We start from the raw sequence: 23,240 nt of genomic DNA, 5'->3' as shown, positions 1-23,240 counted from the left end.
GCTTCATTTTGTTTGTGTGTCAGGTGAACACAATTCACAAGTTGCAAAAGGGTTACAGGGTCTCCATTTCGGCATCTGCGGCGAACTCGGCCTCTGCACGTGCCTCGGCAGCTTTGCCCTCTGCTTCCGCTTTGGCCAGAGACTCTGCAAGGACCTTGCGGATGGCGGTGAAGTAGAACACCAGCGACAGGCCGGTGCCGATGCACCAGCCCACGGGCCATGCCATCCAGATGCCCGTGCTGCCCAGAGCAGTGCTGCTCAGCACAATGGCGATGCCCACGCGCAGGATCAGGTCGGAGAAGGTGGCGATCATAAAGCGCACCATCATGCCGCAGCCGCGCAGGATGCCGTCAGTGACCAGCTTGAGCGACACCACAAAATAGAAGGGAGACAGGATGCGCAGGAACAGCATACCGGTGTCGATGGCCGGACCCTGCGGGTCATTCATGAACAGCAGCAGCAGGAAGCGGCCGAAGAAGAAGTACAGGAGCACGATGGGCACGCAGATGATCCACACCAGATTGCGGCCTGCGCCAAAGCCCTTGTGCACACGGTCCATCTTGCCCGCGCCCATGTTCTGGGAGGTGTAGTTGGAGATGCCGTTGCCCAGCGTGGTAAAGGAAGTGATGACCATGTTGTTCAGCTTGACGGCTGCAGAGTAGCCTGCAATGACGCTGGCACCAAAGGTGTTGATGACGCTCTGCAGGATGATGTTGCCCACAGAGACGAAGCTCTGCTGCAGGATGCTGGGGATGGCGACCATGGCTACCTTGCCCAGCATGTTCCAGGAGAACAGCACGACCTTGTTCTTGGATTTGAAGGCGCTGATGCGGCGGAACACCACCACCATGGCCAGCACGCAGCTCACACCCTGACACAGGAAGGTGGCCCATGCCACACCGGCTACGCCCATCTTGAGACCGGCCACGAACAGGATGTCCACGCCGATGTTGGACAGGGACGAGACTGCCAGAAAATAGAAGGGCGTTTTGCTGTCGCCCAGAGCGGAGAAGATGCCGGTGGCGATGTTGTAGAAGAACATGAAGGGCAGGCCCAGCACGTAGATATCCAGATACAGCGAAGAATCCGCAAGGATCTCCTCCGGGGTGTTGATGAGCTCCAGCAGGCTGTGGCAGCCCACAAGGCCGATCAGCATCAGCACGGCGCACAGCACGGCAGAGCCGATCAGGGAAGTGTAGACCGAAGTCTTCATCTCATCGTAGTCCTTTGCGCCAAAGTAGCGGGACACGATGACCGAGCAGCCAATGTTGCAGCCAAAGGCAAATGCAATGAAGATCAGGGTGATCTCGTAGCTGTTGCCCACAGCAGCCAGTGCATTCTCGCCGATGAACTTGCCTGCAACAAGGCTGTCGGCAATGTTGTACAGCTGCTGGAAGATGATGCTGCCGAACATGGGCAGGCAGAACTGCCACAAAACCTGTGACGGCTTGCCGACCGTCAGATCCTTATTCATATAGAAAATCCTCCTCTATCTACCATAAAGAAACATATTAGAACCAAAAACAGTATAGAGTCATCCTGACAAAAAGTAAAGAAAAATTTTAGTATATCTGCCATATTAAATTAATATGATAGGCATGACGCATCCCCGCTGCTGCCAGTGGGCAAACTGTAGAGACCAGCTGTTTCCTGCTTTGCCGGAATGTTCTGCCCCATCAGCTGCCGTTTTTTGCCCCTTAAAAAGTTTACATCCACAAACATGCGCATCGGCTCTTGCACCGGGCCGGAAAGCGTGGTAGGATACTATTGGTTAGTTAGACATAACTATCATAATTGGCCGTCACCCGTCTGCCCGTCCCGGGCAGCACAGGGAAGGAAATGATATTCAGGAGGTTTTCGAGATGAACTATCTGGAAATTGAATCTGTTGTAGGCCGCGAGATCCTGGACTCCCGCGGCAACCCCACCGTGGAAGCGGAGATCACTCTGGCCGACGGCACTGTGGCACGCGGCTGCGCACCTTCCGGCGCATCCACTGGTGAGTTTGAAGCTCTGGAGCTGCGGGACGGCGACAAGGGCCGCTATCTGGGCAAGGGCGTGACCAAGGCTGTTGAGAACATCAACACCGTCATTGCTGATGCTGTTGTGGGCATGGATGCCTCCGACATCTACGCCATCGACGCTGCCATGATCAAGGCCGACGGCACCAAAGATAAATCCAATCTGGGCGCAAACGCCATTCTGGCCGTGTCCATTGCCGCCTGCCGTGCAGCCGCTGCTTCTCTGGATATGCCGCTGTACCGCTTTCTGGGCGGTGTGAACGGCAACCGCCTGCCCGTGCCCATGATGAACATTCTGAACGGCGGCGCACACGCCACCAACACCGTGGATACGCAGGAGTTCATGATCATGCCCGTGGGCGCGCCCTCCTTCAAGGAAGCTTTGCGCTGGTGCGCGGAGGTATTCCACGCTCTGGCTTCCATCCTGAAGGCCAAGGGGCTGGCTACCTCCGTGGGCGATGAGGGCGGCTTTGCCCCCAACCTGTCCAGCGACGAGGAGACCATTGAGACCATTCTGGCCGCCATCGAAAAGGCCGGTTACGTGCCCGGCAAGGACTTCATGCTGGCTATGGATGCCGCGTCCTCCGAGTGGAAGAGCCCCAAGGGCAAGGGCTTCTACAAGCTGCCCAAGGCCGGCACCGAGTTCACCTCCAGCGAGCTGATCGCACACTGGAAGAGTCTGGTGGAAAAGTACCCCATCATCTCCATCGAGGACGGCCTGGATGAAGAGGACTGGGAAGGCTGGCAGGAGATGACCCGCGAGCTGGGCGGCAAGGTCCAGCTGGTGGGCGACGACCTCTTTGTGACCAACACCGAGCGTCTGGCCAAGGGCATCGGGCTGGGTGCAGGCAACGCAATCCTGATCAAACTGAACCAGATCGGCTCTGTTTCCGAGACGCTGGAGGCCATCAAGATGGCCCACAAGGCCGGTTACACCGCCATCAGCTCTCACCGCTCCGGCGAGACCGAGGACACCACCATTGCCGATCTGGCCGTGGCGCTGAACACCTGCCAGATCAAGACCGGTGCTCCCAGCCGTACCGAGCGTGTTGCAAAGTACAACCAGCTGCTGCGCATTGAGGAGCAGCTGGGCGGCAGCGCCGTTTACCCCGGCATGGCAGCTTTCAACGTAAAGCGCTGAAGCTGTTGAAAACCAATTGATCTTCCGGCACCCGTACTGCTTTTGCAGCGGCGCGGGTGCCGTTTTGTTTTCTCCCAATTTTTTCCTGCAATCCGCTGCTCTGCCCAGCCGTATTCCATGCATGCCGGGCATTTTGGCCCGAAATTGCAAAAAAGGAGCAAAACATTCATGTTATCTACTCTGATCTCTCTGCACAAGCTGCTGGGCACCGGCGATTTTGTAAAAGTGCTGCTGATCCTGCTGAAGGGGCTTTTCGGCTGATGCAAAGCCGCCCTTCTCACTGCGGAAACGGGACTGCCTTACCGGCGGTCTCTTTTTTTGCCTTCTCACTTTACTTTCTTAAAAAAATATGCCATAATGAAACAAGTATTTTCCGGTTCAAAAGCCGTGCCCTGTACTGGGAAATCAGGGCCAGAATCCAACAGAAGAGGGGTATTTTGTTATGAGCAAAACCATCATCCCGGCAAACTATACGCCCGCGCTGAACCTGTACGACACGCAGCGCGCCATTGGTACGGTCAAGCGTCTGTTTGCCGACACCCTGTGCGCCACACTGAACCTGTACCGCGTGTCTGCTCCGCTGTTTCTGGAAGCATCCACCGGTCTGAACGATGACCTGAACGGTGTCGAGCGCAAGGTTACCTTTGATATCAAGGAAAGCGGCATTGAGGCACAGGTGGTGCAGTCACTGGCAAAGTGGAAGCGCAAGGCCCTGAAGGACTACGATTTCCGTGTGGGCAAGGGCCTGTACTGCGATATGAACGCTATCCGCCGCGACGAAGATCTGGACAACCTGCACTCCATCTATGTGGACCAGTGGGACTGGGAAAAGGTAATCCGTCTGGAAGACCGCAACGAGGCTTACCTCAAGAGCGTGGTGCGCTCCATCGTGTCCGCTGTCTGCGCCACCGAGATGAACCTGCACGCCATGTTCCCCCAGTTGCAGGAGCTGCCGCTGCACAGCCCCAACGTCACCTTCATCACCACGCAGGAGCTGGAGGACCAGTACCCGGACCTGACCCCGAAGGAGTGTGAGAACGCCTTTGTGAAGGAGCACGGCACCACCTTCCTGATGAAGATCGGCGCTCCGCTGAAGAGCGGTAAGCCCCATGACGGCCGTGCCCCCGACTATGACGACTGGGATCTGAACGGCGATCTGCTGTTCTGGAACGACCCGCTGCAGTGCAGCTATGAGCTGAGCAGCATGGGCATCCGCGTCAGCCCTGAAAGCATGGACAAGCAGCTGACCATGGCTGGCTGCGACGACCGCCGCGCCCTGCCCTTCCACAAGGCCGTACTGAACGGTGAGCTGCCTTACTCCATCGGCGGCGGCATCGGCCAGAGCCGCCTGTGCATGCTGCTGCTGGGCAGCGCCCACATTGGCGAAGTGCAGGCCAGCGTCTGGGACGCAGCCACCCGCGAAGCCTGCGCCAAGGCAGGCATCCCGCTGCTGTAAGCAGGTTTTCCACACAAAGATTCAAAAGGCAGGATACCACCCTCATGGTGGTACCCTGCCTTTGTTCGTTTTCTGCCTGTATCCGGGGAGAAATAGTTCGAGTCCTGTACCACCACCAAACAAAAAATCCCCAGACGAATGTCTGAGGATTTTTTGTGGTGGAGAATTAGGAACTCGAACGCCAGACCCCCTGCGTGGGCAGCAGCGTGCCGCTTGCGCCGGTGAGATCAGTATTCAGTTCCATACAGCGTCTCAGCTCCGGTATTCCGCCGGCAGCTGATCCATGGTCTGCCACTTGTCCATGGCTTCTTCCAGCTTCATGCCCTTAGCCACTGAATCGCGGCGGCAGGCGTTGACAGCCTGGATCTCCTTCATCTTGGCACCGGTCAGGGTGTAGCCCTTCATGGCGATGAGGGTAGCCGCCCATGCCACCATGGGGATGATGCAGAACAGCACGATGACCACCCAGTTCATGCCCGGGGTGTAGGGGTCATACTGGGTGGGCAGGCTCTGCAGGCCCACAAAGCTGACCGCGATGCCCACAACGGTAGCGGACAGGCTGGACACCAGCTTGTCCACCAGACTGAACAGGGTGCCCATGATGCCGGGGATATACTTGCCGCTGCGGTAGGTCTCGTAGTCGGAGCAGTCGGCCACCATGGGGATGGGCATATCGGCGGTGGCGTAGTAAGCACCGTAGCCGATGCCGAAGAAAGCGATGAACAGGATGGTATACAGGTTGATGGAAAGGCCGTTCTCGCCCAGAATGGACAGTGTGAAGGCATCGCCGCGGCCCCAGAGCAGCAGCAGCACCAGCACGCCCACATAGCACACCAGCGCCACGCTGACGTACTTCATCAGGCTGGCCTTCTGGCCCTCCTTCTGGCTGGTGCGGACGGTGAGCAGGAAGAAGGGCACGCTGAACACATAGCCCAGCACCATCATGGGCAGGTACAGGCCGTCGTAGTTGCCCATCATGCAGCCGTACAGCATGCACAGCACGGTGGTGTTGGTGGCGATGGAAAGTGCCAGCTTGCAGCCTGCACCGGCCACCATCAGCCGCTGCATGGGATCGTTGTTTTTGATGATCTGGATGTACTCCCGCACTTTGATCTTCTCGGTCTTTTCGCCGCCGATGCCAAAGTACTTGGGCTGGTCCTTCTCCCAGATGCCGATGACAGCCAGCAGGGTGAGCAGGATGGAGATGACGATGCCCACCGGAGCCAGCGTGCGGAAGAACCCGGCGGAAGCGTAGCCGCCCTCATAGTTCTTGGCAAGGATGGGGGCAAAGAACTGCATGGCACCCATGCCCAGCAGGCTGCCCACCGTGTTGAAGATGGTAAACAGGGGACGCTGCTTGGGGTCATTGGTCAGCACGGTCTGGCCGGAGCGGGTGCAGCTGGTCTGGAAGGTGTAGCCGATGACCCACACGGCATACAGGGCAACGAACGCAGCGTAGCGCAGCCCCATGGCACTGGCGGGGATGAGCGGGGTGAGGCAGTACAGCACCAGAATGCTTGCTGCCATGATGAGGTTGCCGATGACCATGAAGGGCCGGAACTTGCCGAACCTGCCGTTGGTGCGGTCCATGAGGGCACCAATGATGGGGTCGGTGACGGCATCGAACAGGCGCATGCCGGTGACCATCACCGAAGCAAACAGCATGCTCAGGGCCAGCACTTTGCTGCCGAAGGTCGCGATGTAGGAAAGCACCAGCACATAGTACACATTCGTTGCGCCGTTGTTCAGCGGAAACAGCACCAGCTGGTAGGTTTTGGCGCGGTTCACACTCGACGCCGTTGTTTTTTGTTCGCCCATTGCGGTCTCTCCTTTTGTCTTTGATAAAAAGCGGCAGCCCGCCCCGCCTTCGGGGCAGGCTGCCGTAACATGGGGTCAGGGATCGTGCAGACCGGAATTACTTCTGGTCAACAGCAGGAGCGGTGTCTGCCAGCTCCTTCTTGCGCTTGAGGGCCTTGCTCAGCTGCCATGCGCACAGCACGGTCAGCACAGCCAGCACGGCGATCAGTGCATAGATCGCAGTCTGCCACCAGGGCAGCACGGTCTTCAGCGTATCGCTTGCAGACCAGCCGTTCATGGCGTTGGAGTTGACCACGGTGTACAGGATGTGATGCATTGCATTGCGCATCTGGGTCACGATGTAGGCATCGTTCTCGTAGTTGGCAGCCTTGGTGGTGTGGATCTTGGGCATCGGGCTGTCCCAGATGTCGGAACCGGCGATCAGGCCGTCCACCAGATCCATGTACTGGCTGGAGCCGGAGAAGTCGGTGATGCACATGCCGCGCATGCCCAGCTCCTCGCGCAGGAAGCCGTTCAGCAGGTTGGCGTTGGCACCGCACCAGGTTGCGCCCCAGCGGTTGAAGCCGGTCATCACGCACCATGCGCCGCCATCCGTGATGGCCTTATCGGCCACTTCCAGATAGATCTCGCGGGCGGTCTGCTCGTTCAGCCAAGTGTTGACACCGCGGCGGCTGGTCTCGGAGTCGTTCAGGGCAACGTGCTTCAGGTAGACATACACGCCCTTGGACTGGATGCCCTGCACCTCGGCAGCGCAGATGGTGCCGGCCACAAAGGGATCCTCGGCGTAGTACTCGAAGTTACGGCCGGAGTAGGCGGTACGGTGCATGTTGATGCCGGGGCCGTACAGGCCGGAGTAACCCATGGCAAGGCAGTCCTCACCGATGCACTTGCCCACTTCGTTGATCAGGTCCACATTGAAGGTGGCAGCCATGACATCCTCGGAGGTGTAGCACATGGCGGATGCACCGCCGGTCAGGGCAGCGGTCAGGCCCTGCGGGCCGTTCTCGTCCTTGGTAGCGGTCTTGCCGATGGAGGCAGCCGCTGCAGTGTTGTGGAAGCCCAGAGTGATGGTGTTGACCATCTCATCGAAGGTCAGCTGATCCAGCAGGGTCTCCCATTGGGGATCGTCGAAGTCCTTGCCGATCATGGAAGCGAGGGTCAGGCCGTTCTTGGCACCCAGAGTGGGCATCTCGACGCTGTCGGCCTCGGTGCCGTCGTACTGGGTAAAGGCCAGATCTGCAGCCAGCGTTTCGTTGGCGGTCAGGGCAGCAGGCTGGGTGGGGACCGTGCCGGTCCAGTCAGAGCGGCTCATCCAGGTCACGCTGCCGGGAGCATCGCTGCTCTTGTTGGGGTCGGACTCATCGAACAGGTTGGTGATGGCGGTGCCGTTGGCGCTGGCTGCATAGGTGGTGGTATCCAGTGCCTCGTTGGTCCACTTCCAGACCAGAGAAGCATCGCCGTCCTCGGTCATGCGGCCATTGGTGCCGGCCACGGTGTAGCCCTTGGCAGCAAGGATGTTGTTGACAGCGTTGTGAGAATCGGTAGCAGCGGTGAAGTAGTAGTCACCGGCATCCAGAATGTAGGTCTTGGCGTTGTTTGCGTCGTAGGTGCGCAGCTCGCTCTTCTTCACTGTGATGGTCACATCCTCGGAAGCGCCGGGAGCCAGCACATCGGTCTTGGCAAAGCCGCACAGCTCTGCAGCGGCCTTCTCGATGCCGTTTGCCTTATCGTAGTCGGTGTAGGGAGACTGGAAGTAGACCTGCACGGTCTCCTTGCCGGAATAGGTCTTGCCGGTGTTGGTGACCTTCAGGGTGACGGTGAAGGCGTCGTCAGACTCGGTCACATTGAAGTTGCTGTAAGCGAAGGTGGTGTAGCTGTCGCCGTAGCCGAAGGGATAGGCAACGGTGGTGGCCCAGTCATAGTCACCTGCCTTGGCAGTGCCCATGACCACATCCTCGTAACGGGTCTCGAAGTAGCGGTAGCCCAGATAGATGCCTTCCTGATAGACGCTGTACATGCCCTGCACGTCTGCACCCTCGGTCAGCAGGTTGTACTCTGCTGCGTTGGGGTAAGCCTGGGTGTAGAAGTTGTACATGGCAGGGTTTGCCAGATTGTCGTACAGATAGGTGTCCACCAGAGAGCCGGAGGGGGTCACAGTGCCGGCGAGCAGCTGGCCCACACCGTTGATGCCGGTCTGGCCCACATCGCCGATCCACATGGCGGCATCGATGCCGTAGTCCTCGCCGCAGATGGCAGGGTTGAGGAAGTCCATTTCCAGTGCGTTGGAGCTGTTGATCAGGACGACGATGGACTTGAAGGTGCCGTTATCCTTCAGTGCCTTCAGATTCTTCAGCAGCTCGATCTCCTCGGCGGACAGCTCCAGATAGTTGCCGCTGCCCTCGGAACCGGAGATCCAGCTGTCGTTGGTGCCGTTGGCACCGCTGGGCAGGTCTGCGCCCTCACCGCCGGAGCGGGAGAACACCACGATGGCAGCATCGCCGTACTCGGCAAAGCTGCTCTCGGCGCTGGACAGTGCGCTCCACGGAGCTTCATTGACAGCGTACTGGGTGTTTGCTTCCAGCGTATCCGAGATGGAGGCCGGGGTAATGCGGCTGTAGTTCTTCATCATGCTGTCGGACTTGTACAGATCCCACAGCGTCTGGTTGACCTGAATGCCCTGAGCTTCCAGTGCTTCCTTCAGGTTGGGGGCCTTGCTGGTATCCACGGAACCGGAGCCGGTGCCGCCGTACATCAGATCCACAGAGCCATGGCCGAACAGGCTGACCTTGGCACTGTCTGCCAGCGGCAGGGCAGCGTTGTCGTTCTTCAGCAGGGCAGCGCCCTCGGCCTCAACGGTGGCGCACAGCTCTGCTTCGTAAGCCTCGCGCTCTTCGTCGGAAGCAAAGCCCGCTTTGAAGTATTCGGTATCTTCCGTAGTGTCGCCCTTGATGATCTTATAGGTCGATGCATTCAGAGCAACGTTCAGGGTGGTGGCGTACTGATTTGCAATCATGTTGCCCACGATGGCGGCGATGGTCAAAATCGCCGTCAGCGCAGTGAGCACCGACCACAAACGTACTTTGGATTTCTTGGTATTCATTGGTTCTCCTCCTTTTCATTTATAACAACCGCCAGACAGCGGAATGTCCTTGTTTATACCCAGTTTGCACTCTTGGACTTGGTCTTCACCAGCTTGTAGCCGGGGTTCGGCTCTGCCACACTGCAGAAGGATGCGGTGTCGATGCAGTCGCCTGCAACGGCCTTCAGCTCCACCTTGCCATGCAGCGGCACGCGGAACCTGAAGATATGCTCGCCGGTCTGCTCTGCCAGCTTTTTGCCGTCCGCATACAGGGCGACGGTGTGCTGGTTGGAGTAGACCTTGACCTCGATCTCCTTCTCGGTACGGTCGGTGAACCGCTTGGAGCAGATGTGGACGAAGTGTTCCTCGCTCCACCATGCTTTATAGAGGTAGAAGCTGTCCTTTTTGGTCTTTCGGTCAAAGGTGACAAGACCCTTGTGGTTCATGCCCGGCTCGCCGCCCTGATCCCGGGCATCGGCTGCAAAATCGAACATGTTCCACACATGGGTCGCCCACAGCCACGGGTGGCGATCAAAGCACTTCAGCATATACTCGTGGTACTTGGCCTGATATTCCTCGGTGTGGTCGCCCCGGCGGGGGTGGGCACTGTGGAGGTTGGGCATGCCCTCGGCACCGTACTCGGAAAAGCCCAGCGGACGGTTGGGGTATACCAGATGGAAAAAGTCTATCCACAGGTCATTCATGAACAGCCCCGGCACATACCAGCCCAGATACAGGTTCCAGCTGACCAGATCGGTGATGTGTGCCACCGGGTTGAAGGGGCCGCACATGGCGTAGCAGGCCAGCGTGGTCAGGCGGGTGGAATCCATCTTGTGGCACAGTTCGTTGAGCACCCGATGGTTGTCCAGCATATCCGCCTTGTCCTTGGTGGAAATAGTGATCTCGTTGGACACACCCCAGCAGACGATGGAGGGGTGGTTGTAGTTCTGGTGGATGAGCTCCTTCATCTGGCTGATGGTGTTTTCCCGGCCATTGGGCAGATGCTCGGAGATGTAGGGGATCTCTGCCCAGACCACCATGCCGTACTGGTCGCACAGGTCGTAGAAATACTGGTCGTGCTGGTAGTGGGCCAGCCGGACGGTGTTTGCACCCAGCTCCCGGATCAGCGCCATGTCCTCATCATGCATCTCCCGGGTGATGGCGTTGCCCAGACCCTTGCGGTCCTGATGGCGAGACACACCGTGAAGGGGATAGGGCCTGCCGTTGAGGAAAAAGCCCTTCTTTGGGTCTACAGAGAAGCTGCGCAGGCCCACCTTGGTGGTCACTTCATCCACCGGCTTGCCGTCCTGCAGCAGACGAACCACACAGGTGTACAGGTATGGGTCTTTGATGCCGTTCCACAGGTGGGGAGCATCCAGATGGAGAAAAGTATTTTCGCCCTCGCCCTTTGCAGCGGTGCGGCCCTCAGCATCCAGCAGCTCCACCGTCACGGTGCCGCTGCCTTCCACCAGCGTTTCCACCTGGATGTCGGCGCTGTTCTCCTGCAGGGCCGGGGTGATCTTCACGCCTGTATCGCCAAAGTGTCCCAGCGCAATGTGGTTTTTGTTCACCACCAGCAGGCTCACATCCCGGTAGATGCCGCCGTAGAAGGTGAAGTCTGCTTTCTGGGGGTAAACGCGGTCGTTGACGCTGTTGTCCACCCGCACCGTGAGCTGGTTCTCTGCCTGAAGCAGCTCCGTGACCTCTGCCCGGAAGGTGGAGTAGCCGCCGTCATGGGTGCAGAGCTGCTGACCGTTCAGTAGCACGGCGGCGCTGGCGTTGACACCCTCGAACTGCAGCCACACCTGCTGCTGTGCCGGGTCGTATACCGGTGCTGCAAAGCGGGTGCAGTAGGTGCAGCAGCCCCGCCAGTAATCGTTGCCGCCGTCCTGACCGTCCCTGGCGTTCCATGTATGGGGCAGCTCTACGGCGGTGGTAACGCCGTTCGGGCCGGTGAACTGCCAGTCCTTCATGAGCTTTGCAATACTACGCATCCGATTCCTCCTGTTTTTGCTGTGGTACAGTGATTTTTTTTCGTTTTTTGCTCTTTGTCATTATTTTATCAGAGTGGCCGTATTTCGCAAGATGCGTGCGAAAATCGGTCGTTTTGCGTGCGCATTCGGTTTTGGACTGCCAAATGTGAACTGATATATTTGTAAGTTTTTCACAAGCAGATGTATCCAACAAGCCGCAAAAAGAAAACCGCCGCAGTCCTTCCGTTTCCGGAACTTCTGCGGCGGCTGCCGTTTTCTTAACTTATTTTTGCAGCGGAAAGATGATCTTTTCCGCAAAAAACTCTCCCTGCTCTTCCAAGGTCAAAGTGCCTTTGTACTTCTGCACGATGCGACGGATCACCTTCAGCTCGTATTGTGCAGAGCGGCTTGCCTGCTGTTCCGGCGGGCGCAGCGGGCTGATGATGTTCACCACCACAAAACCCTGCCGCACACAGACCAGCAGATCGATGACCCTGCACTCCGGCCGGGAGACCTGCACCGCGCTTTCCACGGCGTGATCCAGCGCATTGGCAAACATTGCGTACAGATCCCCCGCTTCAAAAAAGCCCAGACAGCTGCCGTTTGCCACAGCATTCAGCTGGATGCCCCGGGACTCGCACAGCAGACTCTTCTCGGTCAGCACCACATCCAGCACCTCGTTGCCGGTGTTGCGGTTCGCGTCATACAGGCGGGCTGCGCGCTCGGCCTCATCAATGCGCTCCGGCGGTACCTCTTCGGGCGACAGCTTGCGGAGATTGGCAATCTGCACTTTCAGCTCATGGCAGCGCTTGTTGATGATCTGCACGTTCTGCCGGGCCACCTGATACTGCTGACGCTGACGCTCGTACAGCAGATTCAGTTCACTCATCTCTTTTTCCATGGCAGACTTCTTGAACAGCTCACTCTGAAAATACAGCAGGGTGATAAAATAGAACTGCCCGATCAGAATGGTAACGGTAAGGCTCAGCGGAGTCTGTTCTGCACGGGCATTGTCCAGCACGGCGGCCTGCACCATGAACAGGATGCCAATGAAGAACGCGCTGAACAGCTGCCGGGGCCCGATGTTGTATTCTCCTTTATAAGGAAGCTGCCGTGCCAGCAGGATGTACACCGCCGCAAAGAATACCGCCCCAGACAGCAGCTGTACCAGAACCGCCCAAGGGGAAGCCATGTTCAGCGGGTGTCCATACCGGGTAAACTGCAGCTCCAGAAAGCACCAGCTCTCGTAGGCGCACTGCGCGATGAGCAGGCTCCATACTGCGCAGTACAGGGCACCTTTTTTATTGATATCCGTACACAGATAGATCATCCCGCCCAGCAGCGCAAAAAAGGAGATGTAAAGCACCAGCAGCAGGAGCTGCTGCTGCCACAGTGTTGTGGACTGTGCCAGAGGGTCCAGCAGCTGCGCCAGCAAAAGCAGCGGGAGCAGCATCCCGCAGGCGCACGCCCAGAAATGGGTGCGATGCCGCAAAGGCAGACAAAAGACCAGCGCCGCGCCCCAGCGCAGCAGTGCCCGGAGCAGGCTGTTCAGCAGCGATGTGGTCACAGCACACCTCCCATGTAGGACGCTACTGCGGTAAGAAAGGCCGTGCGCTGCCGTCGGCTGATCTCCAGCCGGTCGTTTTTCACAAGGGCAAAGTCGTTTTCAATGCCCTTGACGTAGGCCAGGTTGACCAGATAGCATTGGTTGCAGCGGACAAAATGATACTCGGCAAGCTGCTTTTCGGCACTTTGCAGGCTGGCGCGTGCCGCGAACTCGCCTTTGGAGGTGTGGTAGTACAGCATCCGGCTGTGGGTCTCCAGATAATAGATATCAGCGGTATCCAGCAGCTGGATGCCGCCGCCCGCCAGCTGCAGCACCACCTGCCCGCCTCTGCGCCGCTGCACCCGCTGGATGGCGCGGGAAAGCTTGGTGCAGAACTGATAATAGTTCACCGGCTTCAGCACATAATCCAGTGCATCCACCTCGTAGCCCCGGATGGCATACTGTGCCATGTTGGTCACAAAGACCAGCACCACATCCGCGTCCACGGCCCGGATAGCTTCGGCCGCTCCAAAACCGTCCAGCCGTGGCATCTCCACATCCATAAAAATGATGTCGAACCCCGGCGTATAGTGCTCTGCGATCTCAGCACCGTCTGTGATGAGACTGATCTCCACCTGCAGGCCCTGCTCCTGCGCATATTGCCGGACGAATCGGTTCAGGCTTTCCCGTGTTTCTTCCTGATCCTCTACGATCGCAATTTTGAACATCCTGCACCCACCTTCTCACTGCGTCTGATCGCCGTATGGCTCTTTTTATTGAAACACACTTTTCTATGAAATGCAATGGAAAACCTTGTGGGGAAAACAGATGCGGTTCTCGTCCTGCTCTGACGTGGGTTAGTGGATGGCGCAGCAAAAAAGCCCCAGACAACCGTCTGAGGACTTTTGTGACAGAGCATTGCCAAGGGCAGGCAAACCTGGATTTATTCTAGATACTGCGGCAGATTCCACGCACCTCGCAGCACACGGTGGACCTCCACAGTCTTTATTTCATCGTTGACGCGGTAAAACACAAGATACTGGTCAACGACCATCCTACGGTAAGCAGGGTCGAGGCGGTAGATCTCGCACATTTTCGGGGTATCGCCCAATTTTGTGATCTTCTCCCGCAGCTCTTTCAGTACGCGGCTAGCTGTTTTAGGGTAAAAGCCAGACAGATATCGGGCGATATCGTTCAGGTCCTGTACAGCAAGGGGCAGATATTTGATTTTATACGTCATACTGCTTGCCCAGCGTCTCCCATACACTTTCGTGGTCTGCCCATTGCATGTCGGGGTCAGCCGCCTGCTGCTTTGCCTTGGCAAGTGCCTCGGCAACATACCGCTGGTGCAAGAACTCCTCGTACTTGGCGTAGTCCTCAATGTTGATGAGAACTGATTCCCCACGGCCATGATTCGTGATAATCACATGGTCGTGGTCTTTGAGCATTTCCGAAATTTCGGCGTAATGGTTGCGCAGATCCCGGGAAGGGCGAACGAACGTTTGCATCATACGGGACACCTCCTGTCAGGAATATTGTATCACAAAATGACTACGGACGCAAGGCTGATGATTCTTGTTAGGGCGTGCGGAGCCCCAAACCCTGCTAAGAACGAGTACGGCAAACTGGAACTTGTCGGGGCAAAGCCCCTCCATTTTGCTACGCAAGACCGTTCTGTCACTTAAAAGCCCCACTGGGGCTTTCATTGTTCTGCTTCGCTCCACAAACGCGAATTGTTACACTTAAAAAAGCGGAATTTCACCATCATAGTTTTCTGCTTTTTCCAATAGCGGTCCTTTAGCTCCCATCGTAAACGCGATGTCGCTACTGCGGATAGAGAGCAGCTCCATTCCGGGTCTCACCTTCAAAAAATCCATCATTTTCTTCGTAAGAAGAATTTGCCCCTCCTGTGAAATCTCTACCCAGCAGTAGGAACGCCCCTTGTATTTGATAAATTCGCCAGAACCTGCTGAGTAGTCAAGCAACGGTGGAGTATCGTCCAAAATGTGACCAAGTTTTGACGGATGCAAAAGGCCTTTCCGGGTGACGCAGAAGCCACCGGTAATCTTACTTCCGGTAAAAAGATATACTTTTCCTTCATCTGCAATGTGATATTCTTCCATTGCCTGCGGTGGAATCCGCAATGTTCCATCCGCCCGAATGAGTGATTTCCCGAAAATAAATTTTCCTCCCTTATTCATTTGTGGCATAAAAACACCTCCTGAAATTCCGATTTGTTGAACTGAGCCGAGTATACCAGGCCTTGTTAAGAATATCAAAAGGCAGGATATCGCCCTCATGGTGATACCCTGCCTTTGCTTGTCCCGGTTCTCGTCCTGTACTGTCCACCAAAACAAAAAGACCTGACTCGAATGAGTCTGGCGGCATCTTTCTTGATAGACATTCCTATGCATTGGGAACCGCGGGCTAAGCAACAGCCCACTGGGCTGATTGCTTACTCTGCTTCGCAGAGCCGCCCTGTTCGAGTCCTGTACCGTCCGGCTCCGACGTGGGTTAGTGGATGACGCAACAAAAAAGCCCCTGACCAAAGTCAGAGGCTCTTGTTTTGGTGGAGCATTGTCCACAGCACTCGAACCCAACACCTCTTCACGGGAGATGGTTTTGGAATCGTCCGTGAAGTTGAAATTGAGCACGACCCGGTCGTCAAAAACGTAGACCGAGTTGACAAAGGTATCAATGATCTGCCGCTGGTGTTCCATGTCCCTCATGTCACCCTTGCGGAATTTTTCAAACCAGAACCGCATCCATTCGCGGGTCAGGACTGGCTTTTTCAGCTCTTCTTCCAGAATGCTGGTGTTCAGGGCTTCCTTCCGGGCTTCCAGTTCGTCCAACCGCTGCTTGGTGGTCGGGGTCAGGATGCCCTGTTCAATGGCTTCCAGAAGGTTTGCCAGCCGCTTCTCCGTGTCCCGGAGCTGCTCTTTCAGGACAGGCAGCCGGTTGTTCTCCTTCTGCTGGGCATCCATGACCAAATCTATCAGCCGTTCGATGATTTCATCGCTGAAAATCACCTTAATGGCGGTGTCCACCACGAACCGCTCCAACGGCTCCTTGCGGATGGCTTTCAGGTCACAGTGCGCCTTGCCGTGGCGTTTGGCGTTGCCGCACTTGTAGTAATAGTAGGTGTTTCCCATGTGGCTGGTGCCACTTTCGCCACCCATCAGGGTGCCGCACTTGCCACAGAACAGCTTGGTGGTCAGCAGATAGCTCACATCCTCTTTTGCAGGCCGACCATGGGCGATCCTGTTCTGCTCGAAACGCTGCTGCACCCGGTCAAACAAGTCCTGGTCAACAATGGCCGGAATGCCACCCGGCGTCACAATGTCCTTGTAGCGATATTCGCCGATGTAGCGGCGGTTGCGGAAGATCTGGAAGAAGCTGTTCTTTACGAACGGCTTCCCGGTGCGGGTGCGCAGCCCTCGCTCATTCAGGGATGCGGCAATCTTCTCAGCCGGTTCGCCGTCGGCGTACCGGGTGAAGATCTCCTGCACGATGGGAGCCGTTTCCGGGTCGATATGGTACAGCCTGTCCTCCTTGCCAATGGTGAAGCCCAGCGGAACCACACCGCCGTTATACTTGCACTGAAGGGCATTTTCGCGCTCACCGCGCGCCACTTTCAGGGCGAGCTCGGCGGAATAGTATTCCGCCATGCCGATCAGCATACTCTCCACCATAATGCCTTCAGGCCCTTGCGAAATGGGTTCCATGGCGGACACCAGATGGACGCCGTTCTTTTCCAGCTGGTACTTGTAGTTCACGGCATCGAATCGGTTCCGGGCAAAGCGGTCCAGCTTCCAGACCAGAACCACATCGAAGATTTTCTTTCCGCTGTCTTTGATCATCCGCTGAAAGTCCGGGCGGTCATCCGTTTTGGCAGAGTAGGCACGGTCAATGTAGGTGCCGACCACGGTGATGCCGTTCTTCTCGGCGTAGTCCTTGCAGTCGCGCAGTTGTCCTTCAATGGACGCTTCTCGCTGGCTGTCAGATGAATAGCGGGCGTAGATCACGGCGGTCATGGTTGCACCTCCTTGGCGTGTATTCGACTTGCCTTTATATTATCGGGTCAAGCGCAGCTTGTCAACAATCTGCGAGCAGATTGAAATGTGAAAATTGCGAAACGCAGCGAAAAAGGTGAGAGCAAGAATCGTCCCGTGGCCACAAATTTTCAATTCTTGAAAATATTGTGCCCTTCCGGGACTGCACTTCTGCAACGCTCCCGCATTTTTGAAGTGCTCTTGTTGGGGCGTGCCTGCCCCAAACCCTGCTGTTGAGGTTGCGATAAACTGGAAGTTATAGAGCTATCTTTTTCCATTTTCTAATCTTAGTTCTAAAGGTTCCGAATGGAGCAACTGTGTTAACATGTATGAATTTGTATACTTCCCAGACAGCTGTTTTAGTTGCCTCGTCAGCCCATTTTCTCATATGTGGTTTGAATAATTCTTCCTCACTTAGCGAATCAATCATTGCATAAATAGAATTGATATTCTCATTCAACATGTCTTTCAACTCTTGCAGTGACAGGTGCGCATATGTATCTGTGAACCACTGATATAATTCACCAAGCTGATTCCACTTAAAGTTATCAGAGGGAGTTTTGACCTGAATACCCTTTCTTTCGTCTGCTTCCCATTTAAGAATGAGAGCTGTCCATCCAACCTGATAAGCAAGATTTTCTGCAGGAGTTCGATCAACCTCATCAATTCTCTCATCTTTTAAGGATTCTGGAATATCATTAAATTCTGATATATACTTTGCAAAGCTTTTATTTATCTCGTTTTTAAGTTCGTCTTTATTCACATATGTTCTCACTATTCTATCTCCTCAAATTCCGATTTGTTGAGTTGAGTATACCATACCGTCAGTCGAAAGAACACCCCTATATGCAAGAACTTTTCCTTTTTACTACGTACGTGCGTACCGGCCATGTACGCACGTACGTAGCGATTGCCCCCAATGCGCCATATAGAGTGGACGACCAAGTTCGCACAAAGCGAACTTGATTGCGCAAAACAAAAGGCAGGATACCACCGTCATGGTGATACCCTGCCTTTGCTTGTTTACTGCTCTGCGTACTCTTGCCGCAGAACCTCCCGTAAACAAAAAACGTACCCGAACCCTTTTTCGTAAAGAATCGGGTTCGAGTACGAACTGTATGGTGGACGGTACAGGACTCGAACCTGTGACCTCCTGCACGTCAAGCAGATGCTCTACCAGCTGAGCTAACCGTCCATAAGTCATATCGACTTGAATAGTTTACCACAGCCTGTGCAAAAAAGCAATACTTTTCTGTAATTTTTTATTTTTCCACCTTCAGCGACCTGCGGACGATATCGTACAGCACCGGCTTCATGGCTTCAATATCATCGGGTTTGCCCTCCAGCACGCTGGAATAGCACACCGACATGCACATGCTGCCCAGTGCCGTGATGCGCTGGTAGATCTCCCGCTCGGTGCGGCCGGCCATTTCCGGGCTGGTCAGCACCACATTCAGCAGCTTGCGCATCAGCGGCTCGGCTTCGCGGCTGGCCTCGATCTGATCCAGCCCCGGCCATATGAAGTTGTGCTCCAGAAACTTGAGCACCAGCGTATCCTTCCGCAGCGCTTCGATGATGTGGTCGATCACCGCCACCATCTTGTCCGGGAAGTTTTCGAGCTCTGTCTGCTTTTCCACCGCTTCGCACGCGTCGCTCAGCAGCTGGTAGCTCACCCGGCCCAGCAGCGCCTGCATCACCGCACCCTTATCCTGAAAATACAGATAAAAGGTGCCCTTGGCCACCTTGGCCCGGCTGGTGATGTCCTCTACGCTGGTTTTTGCGGCACCTCGCTCCAGAAACAGATCATAGGCTGCTTCCAGCAGCGCCCGGCGCTTCTCCTGCTTTTTGCCCTCCACGGTACCCATATTCCCTGACGATTCCTCTTTTCCGCTCGGTTTCATTCGCTCATTTGTGTTATCTCAATCATTTTAGCAGTCCTTTTCCGATAGTGCAAGCCCAAAAAGCTATACAATTTCAGGCAGTTGATAAGAAAACTGACTTTTGGTCATTTTTGTGCTTGACACCCGGTTTGTCATGATTATAATAGTGTTTGCTTGGAAATGACCACCAGTCATTTTGCTAAGATTTTTAACCATTTTCTATGGAGGGTTCTCATGAAAAAGATCGCACAGGGCATTGTGCGGCTGCGCAAGCTGATCCTGACAGTAGCATTCCTGCTGTTGATCCCTTCCGCAATCGGCGCAATTGCTACCCGAATCAACTATGACATCCTCACCTACCTGCCGCAGGATCTGGACTCCATGATCGGCGAGGTAGCCCTTGAGGACGATTTCCATCTGGCCTCCACCGGTATGATCACGGTAGAAGGCTTACCCACAAACGAACTAATCGCCATGAAGAAGGACATCGAGGCTGTTCCCGGCGTGACCCAGACCTTCTGGCTCAGCGATGTGATCGACCCCAGCATCCCCACCGAGATGCTGCCCGCCGATGTGCAGCAGTTCATGTTCGGCAAGAACGATTCCACCATGCTGATCGTCCGCTTTGACGCCCCCAGCGCCAGCGACGAGACCATGGAAGCCGTCGCTCAGATCGAAAAGCTGCTGCGCAAGGACTGCTTCTTCGGCGGTATGAGCGTTATCCTGCAGGACACCAAGGCACTGGTCAATCAGGAAATGCCCATGTACATCCTGATCGCCGTGGGTGCCAGCCTTCTGGTGCTGTTCCTTTCGCTGGAAAGCACCATCACCCCGCTGCTGTTCATGCTGGGTCTTTTGTTCCCCATTGCGTACAACTTCGGCACCAACATCTTTCTGGGCCAGATCAGCTACATCACCGAAGCGCTGGCCACCGTGCTGCAGCTGGGTGTCACGATGGACTTCTCCATCTTCCTGCTGCACCGCTATCAGGAAGAGAAGGAGCTGCGCTCTTCCAACGAGGAGGCCATGACCAGCGCCATCTGCAAGACCATGACCTCCATCTCCGCTTCCAGCCTGACCACCATTGCAGGCTTCCTGGCACTGTGTGCCATGCGTCTGACGCTGGGCCGCGATATCGGCCTTGTCATGGCAAAGGGCGTTGCCCTCGGTGTCATCTGCACCGTGGTCATCCTGCCCTCCCTGATCCTTACCTTTGATAAATGGGTGGAAAAGTACAAGCACCGCACCGTGATCCCCAAGCTGAAAAAGCTCAGCTACTTTGTTTCCAACCACTCGGTGCCCATCGTGGTTATCTTTATCCTCATCCTCATCCCCTTTGCCATCGCGCAGAACAAGACCGAGGTGTACTACACCCTGTTCGACTCCCTGCCGCAGGACCTGACCGGCATCGTGGGCACCAACAAGCTGGGCGAGGACTTCGGCATGACCACCAGCCACTTCATTCTGGTGCATGACGACCTGACTGCCACCGAGGTGAGCGACCTGTGCGATGAACTCAAGGACGTGGATGGCATTACGCAGGTGGTAAGTCTGGATTCCATCACCGGCCCGGGCTTCCAGACCGAGCTGCTTCCCGACAGCATCATGGAGATCCTGCAGTCCGGCGGCTACAAGCTGATCCTTGCCAACAGCTCTTATAAGACTGGCACGGACGCCATCAACAACCAGCTGGACGAGATGATTTCCCTCATCAAGACCGTTGACCCCGAGGGCGTCATCACCGGCGAGGGTGCCATGACGAAAGACCTGATCGAAGTGGCAGATGTGGACTTCAAGAACGTCAACGTCTGGTCCATCATGGCCGTTCTGGTCATCATCGCCGTTTCCTTCAAGAGCATTTCCATCCCGGCGCTGCTGGTGGCCAGCATTGAAGCCGCCATCGCCATCAACATGGGCATCCCGTACTTCACCGGTACGCAGCTGCCCTTCATTGCAAGCATCGTCATTGGCACCATCCAGCTGGGTGCTACCGTGGACTACTCCATCCTGATGACCACCCGTTACCACGAGGAGCGCGCCTTTGGCCGCACCCCGAAGGAAGCCGCCCAGCAGTCGCTGGAGCACTGCAGCCAGTCCATCCTGACCAGCGGCCTGACCTTCTTTGCCGCCACCGTCGGTGTGGCTGCCATCAGTAAGATGGAGCTGCTGAAGAGCATCTGCCTGCTGATCTCCCGCGGCGCACTGATCAGCATGGTGGTCATTCTGGTGATGCTGCCCGCAGCCCTGATGCTGTGCGACTGGATCATCCGCCACACCACCCTCAAGTGGATGGTACCCGAATCCGCCAACGCCAAGAAGTCTGAAAAGGAGTAATTACATTATGAAAAAATCGCTTCGTTTCGCCAGTGCGGCGCTGGCTCTCACCCTCGCCGCAGGCTGTGCAATGCCCGCATTTGCAGCTGGTAAGAGCAGCTTTTCCAAATCCGAGACCGTCTATGCTGTGATGAACGGCGACGGCTCCATCAAGAGCACCACCGTCAGCGAGCATCTGTACAGCGCCTCCGGCCTTGCAAACGTTACCGACAAGACCACCCTGACCGACATCCAGAACACTGAGAGCGATGCCGAGTTCACCCAGAACGGGGAAGAGCTGGTGTGGAACACCAACGACACCGATGTTTACTACAAGGGCAATACCGACAAGGCCCTGCCCATCGATGTGAAGGTGACCTACGCTCTGGACGGTCAGGAAGCTGCCCTTGAGGACATCATTGGCAAGAGCGGCCACCTGACTGTGACCGTCAACCTGAAGAACAACGAGACCGGCACCGTGAACGTGAACGGCAAGGACCGCACCATCGTCACTCCGCTGATCACCGCTGTGGGCGTCATTCTGGGCGGGGATGCTGCCAACGTGACCGCAGAACACGGTATGATCGAAAGCGCCGCCAAAAGCAGCGTTGCCGCCTTTGTCACCCTGCCGGGCGTGAAGGATTCCCTGTCCGGCCTGCTGCCCGATGAGGTGGACAGCATCGAAGACTATCTGCAGGACACCGTGACTGTGGAAGCCGATGTGGAAGACTTTACCTGCCCGCAGGTCATGGTGGCCTGCGCTACCAGCACGGCCGCTCTGGGCACGAGCAACGTGTTCGACCTGAGCAGCATCAACGACCTGACCGATGGCATCAACCAGCTGAACGATGCCATGAGCCAGCTCATGGACGGCGCTTCCCAGCTGGTGGACGGCACCTCTCAGCTGGCAGGCGGTGTTCTGGCCCTGCTGGACGGTGCCAACACCCTGAACAACGGCGCTGCCGCTCTGGACGACGGCCTTGGCCAGCTGACCAACGGTCTGGACACCCTGAGCGCCAACAATGCAGCACTGAACGCCGGTGCGCAGCAGGTGGCGGACGGTGTGCTGGCTTCTGCCAACAAGACCCTGAAGGAAGGCGGCCTGATCGACGAGGACATGACATGGTCGAACTACGAGGCTGTGATCGACAACATCCTCACCATGAACGATAAGACCCTTGCTGCCGGCCGCAAAAAGATGGTGCGCACCATCTGGGAGCAGGCTCCTAGCTTCAAGGACAGCCAGCTGGATCTGGCCCTGTATCTGTCCGCGACCAAGACGAACCACGATCTGGAAGCAGCCCTGAAGCTGATGCAGAACTTTGACGCTTCCATGCTGACCGGCGCTCTGGAGATGGTGACCAATGCCGATGCAAAGAACACCGCCAAGGCCGAGCTGAAGTATCAGGTGGAGAACAGTCAGGATATGGCCGATGTCCGCGCCCTGAAGACCAGCCTTTCTCAGATCCAGTTCTTTGTTTCCAGCGTGAACCAGTACACCGCAGGCGTGCAGACCGCTGCGGACGGTGCCCACTCCGCAAAGGATGGCAGCGCACAGCTGGCTGCAGGCACCAAGACCCTGTATGACGGCGTGAACACCCTGAACACCGGTGCAGGTCAGTTGAATGACGGCGCTGGCCAGCTGAACGACGGTCTGAACCAGTTCAACGAGGAAGGCATCTCCAAGCTGACCGGCGCGCTGGATCAGGATCAGCTCCATGGCCTGAAGACCGTGCTGGACGAGATGACCGACCGCCTGAACGACTACACCAGCTTTGCCGGTGCACCGGACGATGCCGAGAGCAGCGTGAAGTTCGTCTACAAGACCGCTGAAACCGTGGCTGCTGCCGACACCACTGTAGCCGAGACCGAGACGGTGAAGGAAGGCAATATCTTTACCCGCCTGTGGCAGCGCATCGTGAACCTGTTCAAGTTCTGATAAGACATCTTCGAGAATTCATG

At 56.4% G+C, this 23,240-nt stretch carries 15 protein-coding genes and 1 tRNA gene; 4 read left to right on the top strand and 12 right to left on the bottom strand.

What is annotated here, in order from left to right; all coding sequences use genetic code 11:
• Positions 1-52 precede the first annotated feature (52 nt).
• Complete coding sequence (locus tag ACGHP1_RS13410) at positions 53-1,474, bottom strand: MATE family efflux transporter (RefSeq protein ID WP_223388614.1); 1,422 nt, start codon at positions 1,472-1,474, stop codon at positions 53-55.
• 388 nt (positions 1,475-1,862) lie between these two features.
• Between ACGHP1_RS13410 and eno the strand changes: the two genes are divergently transcribed.
• Together eno and asnA are read left to right on the top strand one after the other, a co-directional pair.
• Positions 1,863-3,161: a phosphopyruvate hydratase gene (gene eno, locus ACGHP1_RS13405; protein ID WP_005942684.1), complete on the top strand. Its 1,299-nt coding sequence runs from the start codon at positions 1,863-1,865 to the stop codon at positions 3,159-3,161.
• A gap of 442 nt (positions 3,162-3,603) precedes the next feature.
• A complete protein-coding gene (gene asnA / locus ACGHP1_RS13400; RefSeq protein WP_390509655.1) occupies positions 3,604-4,617 on the top strand; it encodes an aspartate--ammonia ligase in 1,014 nt (337 codons plus the stop codon).
• Between the two features lie 252 nt (positions 4,618-4,869).
• On the opposite strand, the gene ACGHP1_RS13395 is transcribed toward asnA, so the two are convergent.
• The 11 genes from ACGHP1_RS13395 to ACGHP1_RS13345 all read right to left on the bottom strand — a co-directional run bounded on the left by ACGHP1_RS13395 (position 4,870) and on the right by ACGHP1_RS13345 (position 18,950).
• Positions 4,870-6,435, bottom strand: coding sequence for an MFS transporter (locus ACGHP1_RS13395; protein WP_390509654.1), 1,566 nt, complete (start codon positions 6,433-6,435; stop codon positions 4,870-4,872).
• Positions 6,436-6,532: 97 nt separating this feature from the next.
• Entirely contained in the window at positions 6,533-9,535 is a 3,003-nt protein-coding gene (locus tag ACGHP1_RS13390; protein WP_390509653.1) for a glycoside hydrolase family 3 C-terminal domain-containing protein, read from the bottom strand.
• Between the two features lie 53 nt (positions 9,536-9,588).
• Positions 9,589-11,508 (bottom strand): glycoside hydrolase family 2 protein, encoded by a 1,920-nt coding sequence (locus ACGHP1_RS13385; protein WP_390509651.1) that lies wholly within the window; start codon positions 11,506-11,508, stop codon positions 9,589-9,591.
• 262 nt (positions 11,509-11,770) lie between these two features.
• Positions 11,771-13,054: a GHKL domain-containing protein gene (locus ACGHP1_RS13380; protein WP_390509650.1), complete on the bottom strand. Its 1,284-nt coding sequence runs from the start codon at positions 13,052-13,054 to the stop codon at positions 11,771-11,773.
• Complete coding sequence (locus ACGHP1_RS13375) at positions 13,051-13,761, bottom strand: LytTR family DNA-binding domain-containing protein (RefSeq protein ID WP_005942793.1); 711 nt, start codon at positions 13,759-13,761, stop codon at positions 13,051-13,053. Before ACGHP1_RS13375 ends, ACGHP1_RS13380 begins: the two co-directional genes overlap by 4 nt.
• Positions 13,762-13,976: 215 nt before the next feature.
• A complete protein-coding gene (locus ACGHP1_RS13370) occupies positions 13,977-14,273 on the bottom strand; it encodes a type II toxin-antitoxin system RelE/ParE family toxin (protein WP_005942795.1) in 297 nt (98 codons plus the stop codon).
• On the bottom strand, positions 14,263-14,544 hold the full coding sequence (locus tag ACGHP1_RS13365; protein ID WP_390509649.1) for a type II toxin-antitoxin system prevent-host-death family antitoxin: 282 nt from the start codon (positions 14,542-14,544) through the stop codon (positions 14,263-14,265). The genes ACGHP1_RS13370 and ACGHP1_RS13365 overlap by 11 nt, the downstream gene beginning before the upstream one ends.
• Positions 14,545-14,775: 231 nt before the next feature.
• A complete protein-coding gene (locus ACGHP1_RS13360) occupies positions 14,776-17,067 on the bottom strand; it encodes a recombinase family protein (protein WP_390509648.1) in 2,292 nt (763 codons plus the stop codon).
• A 274-nt stretch (positions 17,068-17,341) separates the two neighbouring features.
• Positions 17,342-17,860, bottom strand: a complete 519-nt coding sequence (locus ACGHP1_RS13355; RefSeq protein WP_117485977.1) for a ClbS/DfsB family four-helix bundle protein — start codon at positions 17,858-17,860, stop codon at positions 17,342-17,344.
• 344 nt (positions 17,861-18,204) lie between these two features.
• Positions 18,205-18,280: transfer RNA gene (locus ACGHP1_RS13350), tRNA-Val, on the bottom strand.
• A 67-nt stretch (positions 18,281-18,347) separates the two neighbouring features.
• The gene (locus ACGHP1_RS13345) at positions 18,348-18,950 is read right to left on the bottom strand and encodes a TetR/AcrR family transcriptional regulator (RefSeq protein WP_118526731.1); all 603 of its coding nucleotides are present in this window, start codon (positions 18,948-18,950) and stop codon (positions 18,348-18,350) included.
• Between the two features lie 249 nt (positions 18,951-19,199).
• Between ACGHP1_RS13345 and ACGHP1_RS13340 the strand changes: the two genes are divergently transcribed.
• Both ACGHP1_RS13340 and ACGHP1_RS13335 read left to right on the top strand, forming a co-directional pair.
• The gene (locus ACGHP1_RS13340) at positions 19,200-21,299 is read left to right on the top strand and encodes an RND family transporter (RefSeq protein WP_044953801.1); all 2,100 of its coding nucleotides are present in this window, start codon (positions 19,200-19,202) and stop codon (positions 21,297-21,299) included.
• A gap of 7 nt (positions 21,300-21,306) precedes the next feature.
• Positions 21,307-23,217, top strand: coding sequence for a hypothetical protein (locus ACGHP1_RS13335; protein ID WP_390509646.1), 1,911 nt, complete (start codon positions 21,307-21,309; stop codon positions 23,215-23,217).
• Positions 23,218-23,240 lie beyond the last annotated feature (23 nt).

The sequence above is a fragment of the Faecalibacterium sp. i21-0019-B1 genome, assembly GCF_042852915.1.
In the GTDB taxonomy this organism is placed as follows: Bacteria; Bacillota; Clostridia; order Oscillospirales; family Ruminococcaceae; genus Faecalibacterium; species Faecalibacterium taiwanense.
This window is presented reverse-complemented; position numbering and strand designations above follow the sequence as displayed.

Coding starts and splice junctions, on each gene's coding strand:
- ACGHP1_RS13340 (WP_044953801.1), top strand. CDS start 19,200: ATGAAAAAGATCGCACAGGGCATTGTGCGGCTGCGCAAGCTGATCCTG.
- ACGHP1_RS13395 (WP_390509654.1), bottom strand. CDS start 6,435: ATGGGCGAACAAAAAACAACGGCGTCGAGTGTGAACCGCGCCAAAACC.
- ACGHP1_RS13385 (WP_390509651.1), bottom strand. CDS start 11,508: ATGCGTAGTATTGCAAAGCTCATGAAGGACTGGCAGTTCACCGGCCCG.
- ACGHP1_RS13370 (WP_005942795.1), bottom strand. CDS start 14,273: ATGACGTATAAAATCAAATATCTGCCCCTTGCTGTACAGGACCTGAAC.
- ACGHP1_RS13390 (WP_390509653.1), bottom strand. CDS start 9,535: ATGAATACCAAGAAATCCAAAGTACGTTTGTGGTCGGTGCTCACTGCG.
- ACGHP1_RS13365 (WP_390509649.1), bottom strand. CDS start 14,544: ATGATGCAAACGTTCGTTCGCCCTTCCCGGGATCTGCGCAACCATTAC.
- asnA (WP_390509655.1), top strand. CDS start 3,604: ATGAGCAAAACCATCATCCCGGCAAACTATACGCCCGCGCTGAACCTG.
- ACGHP1_RS13335 (WP_390509646.1), top strand. CDS start 21,307: ATGAAAAAATCGCTTCGTTTCGCCAGTGCGGCGCTGGCTCTCACCCTC.
- ACGHP1_RS13375 (WP_005942793.1), bottom strand. CDS start 13,761: ATGTTCAAAATTGCGATCGTAGAGGATCAGGAAGAAACACGGGAAAGC.
- ACGHP1_RS13345 (WP_118526731.1), bottom strand. CDS start 18,950: ATGGGTACCGTGGAGGGCAAAAAGCAGGAGAAGCGCCGGGCGCTGCTG.
- ACGHP1_RS13360 (WP_390509648.1), bottom strand. CDS start 17,067: ATGACCGCCGTGATCTACGCCCGCTATTCATCTGACAGCCAGCGAGAA.
- ACGHP1_RS13410 (WP_223388614.1), bottom strand. CDS start 1,474: ATGAATAAGGATCTGACGGTCGGCAAGCCGTCACAGGTTTTGTGGCAG.
- eno (WP_005942684.1), top strand. CDS start 1,863: ATGAACTATCTGGAAATTGAATCTGTTGTAGGCCGCGAGATCCTGGAC.